2 protein-coding genes and 10 pseudogenes are annotated in these 6,587 nt (G+C 61.1%); 9 read left to right on the top strand and 3 right to left on the bottom strand.

From position 1 onward, the window contains the following. Both NKH43_RS35045 and NKH43_RS35040 read left to right on the top strand, forming a co-directional pair. Window positions 1-208: pseudogene (locus NKH43_RS35045) on the top strand (IS110 family RNA-guided transposase); the annotation flags it as partial. Between the two features lie 66 nt (window positions 209-274). Further along, window positions 275-802, top strand: a pseudogene (locus NKH43_RS35040) (helix-turn-helix domain-containing protein); the annotation flags it as partial. Window positions 803-1,053: 251 nt separating this feature from the next. Here NKH43_RS35040 and NKH43_RS35035 read toward each other — a convergent pair. Next, window positions 1,054-1,254, bottom strand: a pseudogene (locus NKH43_RS35035) (transposase); the annotation flags it as partial. Between NKH43_RS35035 and NKH43_RS35030 the strand changes: the two are divergent. The 5 genes and pseudogenes from NKH43_RS35030 to NKH43_RS35010 all read left to right on the top strand — a co-directional run. Continuing rightward, window positions 1,237-2,391 carry an IS110 family RNA-guided transposase gene (locus NKH43_RS35030; protein WP_352862033.1) on the top strand — a complete coding sequence of 385 codons (1,155 nt, stop codon included), beginning with the start codon at window positions 1,237-1,239 and terminating at the stop codon, window positions 2,389-2,391. The pseudogene NKH43_RS35035 and the gene NKH43_RS35030 sit on opposite strands and share 18 nt — an antisense overlap. A gap of 378 nt (window positions 2,392-2,769) precedes the next feature. Next, window positions 2,770-3,248: pseudogene (locus tag NKH43_RS35025) on the top strand (transposase); the annotation flags it as partial. 38 nt (window positions 3,249-3,286) lie between these two features. Beyond that, window positions 3,287-3,801: pseudogene (locus NKH43_RS35020) on the top strand (IS630 family transposase); the annotation flags it as partial. Window positions 3,802-4,120: 319 nt separating this feature from the next. Continuing rightward, the gene (locus tag NKH43_RS35015) at window positions 4,121-4,561 is read left to right on the top strand and encodes a GNAT family N-acetyltransferase (RefSeq protein WP_352862031.1); all 441 of its coding nucleotides are present in this window, start codon (window positions 4,121-4,123) and stop codon (window positions 4,559-4,561) included. A gap of 147 nt (window positions 4,562-4,708) precedes the next feature. After that, window positions 4,709-4,864 (top strand): annotated as a pseudogene (locus NKH43_RS35010) (alanine dehydrogenase); the annotation flags it as partial. A 24-nt stretch (window positions 4,865-4,888) separates the two neighbouring features. On the opposite strand, the pseudogene NKH43_RS35005 reads toward NKH43_RS35010, so the two are convergent. Beyond that, window positions 4,889-5,367 (bottom strand): annotated as a pseudogene (locus NKH43_RS35005) (IS5/IS1182 family transposase); the annotation flags it as partial. 76 nt (window positions 5,368-5,443) lie between these two features. Beyond that, window positions 5,444-5,703 (bottom strand): annotated as a pseudogene (locus NKH43_RS35000) (transposase); the annotation flags it as partial. Window positions 5,704-5,952: 249 nt separating this feature from the next. Here NKH43_RS35000 and NKH43_RS34995 point away from each other — a divergent pair. Both NKH43_RS34995 and NKH43_RS34990 read left to right on the top strand, forming a co-directional pair. Next, window positions 5,953-6,165, top strand: a pseudogene (locus NKH43_RS34995) (IS21 family transposase); the annotation flags it as partial. Beyond that, window positions 6,162-6,503, top strand: a pseudogene (locus NKH43_RS34990) (ATP-binding protein); the annotation flags it as partial. The pseudogenes NKH43_RS34995 and NKH43_RS34990, both read left to right, overlap by 4 nt. Between the last annotated feature and the right edge of the window lie 84 nt (window positions 6,504-6,587).

The raw sequence follows: 6,587 nt of genomic DNA, 5'->3' as shown, positions 1-6,587 counted from the left end.
TCGACGCCTGCTCATCATTGGAGCCATGGCTGTGGTCCGATGGGCATCGCGGAAGGGCGCGCCCGAGGGCTCCTGGCTCGCGCGCGTGATGCCGAAGAAGCCGCGCATGCTCGTGGCCATTGCGCTGGCCAACAAGATGGCGCGTGGCATCTGGGCCATCCTGACGAAGGAAGAGGATTACCGGAATCCGGCAACGGTGCCCGCATGAGCATTCAGCAGCACACCTGAACCGGGTCCGTCGGGGATGTGAGGAAGGCCTGAACCGCATGGGCAAATGATCGATCAGATCGAGATCAGAAAAACCAGAATGACGCACCGAGCCTCGCGCTCGCTTTCTAGATTTGGAGCTGATCCGCGTATCACCATACCGGCCCGCGGCACGTCATGGCCGCAACTCAAGGCTGTCACCGCGATCGTTCGGGCGACTGGCAAAACCAAGCGAGCCGCCTATCGCTGGCGTGATCGCTATATTGCGTGCGGCACTGAGGGGCTGAAGCGGGATGCCAGCCGGCCGAGCCGCAGTCCGCCGCTTTCGGCCGAGGTGATCAAGCGTGTGGTGGATATGACGCTGCATCAGAAGCCGTCGGCGGGCACCCATTGGTCGGTGCGCAAGCTCGCCAAGGTGTTGGGCTCAGCCCGTCGAGCGTGCAGCGCATCTGGGCAGCGCACGGGCTGAAGCCGCATCTGATCGAAAAATTCAAGCTGTCCAATGACAAGGCGTTCCTCGAGAAGGTCCAGGACGTCATCGGGCCTATATCTCAACCCGCCCGACAAGGCCCTTGTGCTTTGCGTCGACGAGAAGAGATCCCATGGGGAGTGGATAGCGACCGACGCTCTGGCAGAGTGAGGTCGCTGACACACCCACTCTGGAGGCGACCATGAAAATTATCACTGACCGATCCCAAGCCGCACGAAGGCATCAAGGCGGCCGTCAGCAAGGTGCTCAGCGCGACGTGGCAGCGCTGCCGCGTGGGGCTGTTGAGGAAGTCCGCCTTTCCGCGTGTGATCCGGGGCCTGCGCTGGCTTCGACGCTATGACTGCCGGAATACTTCCTCAGGGTTCCTCAACGAGCGTCAGAGGCGGCCTCAGCACCAACAATCTCAGGAATCGGGCAAACAAAGCGGCCGCCAGCCGCTTCAGGTTCACCGCCGCTGCGGTGAGGGAGGCTTGGATTTTCATGTTGCCGAGGCCCCGTCGGATCGCTCGAGCGAGGCCGTGCCAGTTCTTCGCCTCGCCATGGAAGCCTTCCGAGCGCCGACCGCTATCCGCACCGATCTTGGCGCGATTTTCGTCTCGTTGGAACTTAGTCGATCGACATGGCTGATTACATCGCTGTCGCCGGACGGCGGAGAAAAGATGTCGAAGCATACGGTTCGTAGCGGCGATGTCGCTGGACTGGGGACGCGGTTCTCTCAGCTCAAGGACAAGGTGCGGGTCCGCACGGGGCAGGTCGTTCCAATCATTGTGATTCAGGAGGCGGGTCTCGACGGCTTTTGGATCCACCGCTTGCTACAGGACGAAGGGGGCGAAAGCCACGTCGTTGATCCCGCTTCAATCGCGACGTCGCGCCGGCGTCGGCGGGCGAAGACAGACAAGATCGATGGGGAAACTCTGGTGCGCGCGCTGCTGGCTTATAAGCGAGGCGAGCCGCGGGTGTGCGCAATGGTTCGAGCACCGACCCCACAAGAGGAGGATCGTCGCCGGATCTGCCGCGAGCGCAAGACGCTGACAGCGGAGCGGGTCGAGCACGTCAATCGGATCAAGGGGCTGCTCTTCGCCCAGGGCATCTCTGACTACGAGCCCTTATTGCGCAAAAGACGGGAGCGGCTTGAGGAACTCAAGACCGGTGATGGTCGTCCGCTACCTGAGCATTTGAAGGCACAGATAGGGCGCGAACTTGATCGACTCGAACTCACACTTCAACAGATCAAGTCCGTGGAGGCTGAGCGGGATGCTATGCTCAGCCCGTCGGACGAAGGCTCGCCAGCGCCAGGAGCAATGTTAAAGAATTTGAAGGGGATTGGCCCGGAATTCGCCGGTGTCCTGTGGTCGGAGGGGTTGTTCCGAAACTTTTCCAACCGACGGCAGGTTGCCGCTTATGCCGGATTGGCGCCGACGCCTTGGCGGAGCGGATCCGTCGCGCACGAACAAGGCGTCTCCAAAGCCGGAAACCCGCGGCTGCGAACAACCATGATCCAGCTCGCCTGGTTGTGGGTAAGGCATCAGCCCCGTTCGATGCTGAGCCTGTGGTTTCATCAGCGCGTACAGCTCAATGGTGGCCGAGTCCGGAAAGTGCTGATCGTTGCCTTGGCGCGAAAGCTGCTGATCGCCTTCTGGAAATATGTGACCGCCGGGGTTGTGCTGGAAGGAGCCGAGACGACAGCCGCCTGAAAACAAACGCTTCCCCCCTTTCATCTTCGGGGGCCTGATCAGCTCCGGCGGATCCAGGTGAGCGGACCGACATTTGGCTTGGCTTAAAAAGCCGAAGAAGAGAATGGTCCCGCGCTCCTGAGCCCTTGCCCGACGCAAGCGGGATATCGGTGCGGCCGATGTGGAGCGGCCACCGGATGTGAGTTTGAAGCGGCATCGGAAACGGGCCGGGTCATGCAAACGGGGCTCAGATCTTGGATACGAAGCAACGACCGGAGATTTACCATGGCATCCTGAATCGAACACCTTGACCCACAAATCCCCATGTGAGCCAAATCCAGGCGCTCGACCGCACGCAGCCGGGGCTGCCGGGACTGTCAGGAATTCCGTGTGCGGGCGGAGGCGATCGTCCAGACATGCATCGTCCACCTGCTGCGCAACTCCCTGGACTTCGTGTCCTGGAAAGACCGCAAGAGCCTCGCCGGCGCACTCAAGGAAATCTACCGCGCCGTCGATGCCGATGCCGCCGAAAAGGCGCTGGCGGCGTTCGAAGCCGGCCCCTGGGGCCAGCGCTATCCCGCCATCGGCCAGAGCTGGCGGCGTGCCTGGGGCGAGGTCATTCCATTCTTCGCGTTCCCTGACGACGTCCGTCGGATCATTTACACCACGAACTCAATAGAGGCGTTGAACTCGAAGCTCAGGCGGGCTGTCAGGGCCAGGGGCCACTTCCCAAGCGACGATGCGGCAAACCAAGTTGCTCTACCTCATCTTGAACCGATCCGAGAGAGTGGAAAATGCCCCCACGTGAGTGGACCGAGGCCAAGGCTCAGTTCGCCGTCATCTTCGGCGAGCGCTTCATCCGGGCCATGGCGGCGTAATGTTCAACCGACCGCCCGCACACGGAATTCCTGACAGTCCCGGGCTGCCCATCAAGAAGGGGCGGGCCGGCACGATGACCCATGACTACAAGCGCAACGGCACCACGACACTGTTTGCCGCCCTCGACGTGGCCACCGGCAAAGTCATCGGCGAATGCATGCCCCGACATCGCCACCAGGAGTTCCTGGGCTTCCTGCGCACGATCGATCGCAACACGCCCAACACTTCGCCCTGGACCTGGTGGTCGACAACTACGCCACCCACAAGCATCCCAAGGTCAAAGCTTGGCTTGCCCGGCATAAGCGCTTCCGCCTCCACTTCACCCCGACCTCTGCCTCCTGGCTGAACCAGGTCGAGCGCTTCTTCGGGCTCATCACCAACGAGGCCATCCGTCGTGGCGTCTTCCGCAGCGTGACCGACCTGATGACCGCGATCGAGACCTACCTGGAGCATCACAATGCCGACCCCAAACCCTTCATCTGGACCGACAAGGCCGCTGACATCCTTGAAAAGGTCGCCCGAGGGCGTCGAGTGTTAGAGTCACAACACTAGCAGGATTTTCTGAGCTTCTCGAACCGCAACGAACTGCTGCAAATAGTCATCAAACTGAAATAAAAAATCGTACACACTTAATATTGCGCCAAAGCAAGGCAAGTTATAAGCTTCGGGTCAAGACCCAAATGCGCAGTGCCTGGATCTTTGTCACGGTGCGCCCGGAGCAAAGGCGTCCCTTTAAGCTAGTACAGGGCTTGTCCGAATGACGCGGAGGGAACGAAACAGCTATTCCCCCTCGATGTGCGGGCAGGGAGTTGAACCATTGCCCAGCCTAACATCCGGTGCGCTGGGGCCTGTTCTCAAAACGGAGCCGCTTATGGAAATTCGTCTCGCAGGAAGTGCCGACCGCGATGGATGGCGGTCTCTTTGGAACGCATACTGCGCCGACCAGGGTGTCGATATGTCAGAACAGGCGTCAGAGACGATCTGGCGGCGGATTGAGCGCCCAAAAGGCCCAACGAACGCGCTAATTGCTGTCCGGGCAAGTGGCGTCGCATTAGGTTTCGCCAACTTTATCGTCCACCCCTATACCTTCAGCGACCGGCTACTCTGTTTTCTCGCCGATCTCTATGTGGATGATTTTTCGCGACGACAGGGGGTCGGCCAAGCCATGCTAGCGCGTCTGGCCTCCTACGGTTGCGAGCAAGGCTGGCTGAGGATCTATTGGAATACGGACAGGTCCAATACGCGCGCGCAAGCGCTCTATGACAAGATTGCTCACTTGAGTCCATATCTCACGTACCGCCTTGACCTGTAGGGTCAGGGTCGACGAGCCCGAGCGCTATGAACGGAGCTTGAACGCTGATGCGTGATGAGGTACGGGTGCGGTGCTTCGGGACTGCCAGTGGGAACGAATCCGGCGCCTCTTGGGTGCGGCACGAAAGGCATGAGGTCGTCCAAGATGTCGCATGCAACGACCCATGCCGATCTGACCTATGGGGTCGATGGCGTCACCCGCTATTGCGTTGCCAACATGCCGGGTGCCCTGCCGGTCACATCGGCCCACGCGCTCAACAACGCGACGCTGCACTGTGGCCTGCGGCTTGCCGAGAAGGGCCTCAGTCGACCGTGAACAATCCGGGTCCTAAGCCGTAAGCTGCTTCGGCCGGATGTGAAGCGCAGCGATCAAGAGCCACAGAAATTGCTTCAGCCGAGTGAGCAGGAGGGAGAAGTTGTAGCCGGCGGCCGCCAGGATGGCGTTGATCGCATCGCCCTGGGCATGGGCGAGGTAATTGCGACCCATTCTATGTTCGCTCTTGATGTGGCCGATCACCGGCTCGACAGCCGATCGTCGTCGCATCTGGCGCTTGATGGTCGGTGTCACGCGGCGCTTCTGATCGGCGGTGAAGACCCTGAACTTGTGGCTTTGTGGCGCGTTGTGGCCGCGGTAGCCGGCATCGGCGAGGATGCGCTGCGTTTCGGATCCGATGATCCGTTGCATGTCCGGGATGACCGTCGCCAGGGTATGGCCGTCCCGGCGAGCGCCGTGGCGTGCAGGGCGAACTGACCGCCCTTTGAGCGCATAAGCGTCGTCGCCACGGACACCTTCACCCCGAACTCGTAGGCCGTCAACCGCGAACAATGAGATTGGTCAGGCTTCGATCTCGTTTGGCTGACTCTGGAGGGCTGCGATGAGAAGCTACAAAAGCTGCCTGAACCAGTTGAGCAGGAGGGAGAGGTTGTATCCCGCGGCGGCCAGGATGGCGTTGAGGGCGTCGCCCTGCCGGCCGGCGAGGTAGTTGCGGCCCATCCGGTGCTCGGCCTTGATGTGGCCGATGACGGGCTCGATGGCGGAGCGGCGGCGCATCTCGCGCTTGATGGCTGGGATGACGCGGCGTTTCTGGCCGCTGGTGAAGACCCTGAGCTTGTGGCTCTGCGGTCCGTATGGCCGCGATAGCCGGCGTTATGGCGCGACAATCTGGGAGAGAAGCGCGCGACAATCAGGATGAGAATCTGGTGTCGCGGCGGTGGCGATAATCGCGTCATGGATTGTCGCGCGCAAGAGGTTTGTCGCTTACAGGTTTTTGCGGGGCGGCCATAAGGCAGCGGCGTTGGGGGGGGTGGGAAATTTACGCGGGCGGCCTGGGCCCCCCGTTACCTCGACGGCCTCGCGCCGCCGATAGCTCTCGACATTCAGCTCGAAGATTATTGCACGCCATGGCGCACGAGCGCGGCTGCGAGAGCGAACTGGCCGATCAACTGACTACCGCGCTGCAGGCACGGCGATTGCCCGACATGGCTGCTTTGCGGGAACGGTTCGCGCCGGATCCCATTCGACTGCCGAGGGTCGTCGTGCGCCTTTCTCCGCTCACCGACTATGAAGCCCTGCTTGGTGCCAACCTGACAGGAGATGCGGCATGAAGACGAACCCCGCCGTCGATTCAGCCAAACTGAGCTTGCTCCTCAACGAACTACGCTTACCGGCCATCCAGGGTATGTGGCCGCAGTTTGCCGAACAGGCCGACAAGGAAGGTTGGCCGGCCGCTCGCTTCCTGGCTGCGATCACTGAACATGAACTGGCTGAGCGCGACCGGCGACGTATCGAACGCCATCTCGCCGAGGCGCGCCTCCTGCCGGGCAAGACCCTCGAGACATTCGAGTTCGAAGCCGTTCCGATGATCTCCAAGGCCCAGGTGATGGCCATCACCGCCGGCGACACTTGGCTGGAGAAAGGCGCCAATCTGCTCCTGTTCGGCCCGACCGATCCCACGACATAATGCACACCTCGCTATGTTATTGAAAAAGCTGGATCTGCTGATCCTGTGATTGTGATAATGGACTGT

Origin of the sequence: Mesorhizobium sp. M1163, assembly GCF_040318415.1 — a bacterium.
Classification (GTDB): Bacteria; Pseudomonadota; Alphaproteobacteria; order Rhizobiales; family Rhizobiaceae; genus Mesorhizobium.
The sequence above is the reverse complement of the archived record's forward strand: the minus strand, read 5'-3'. Positions and strand labels throughout refer to the sequence as shown.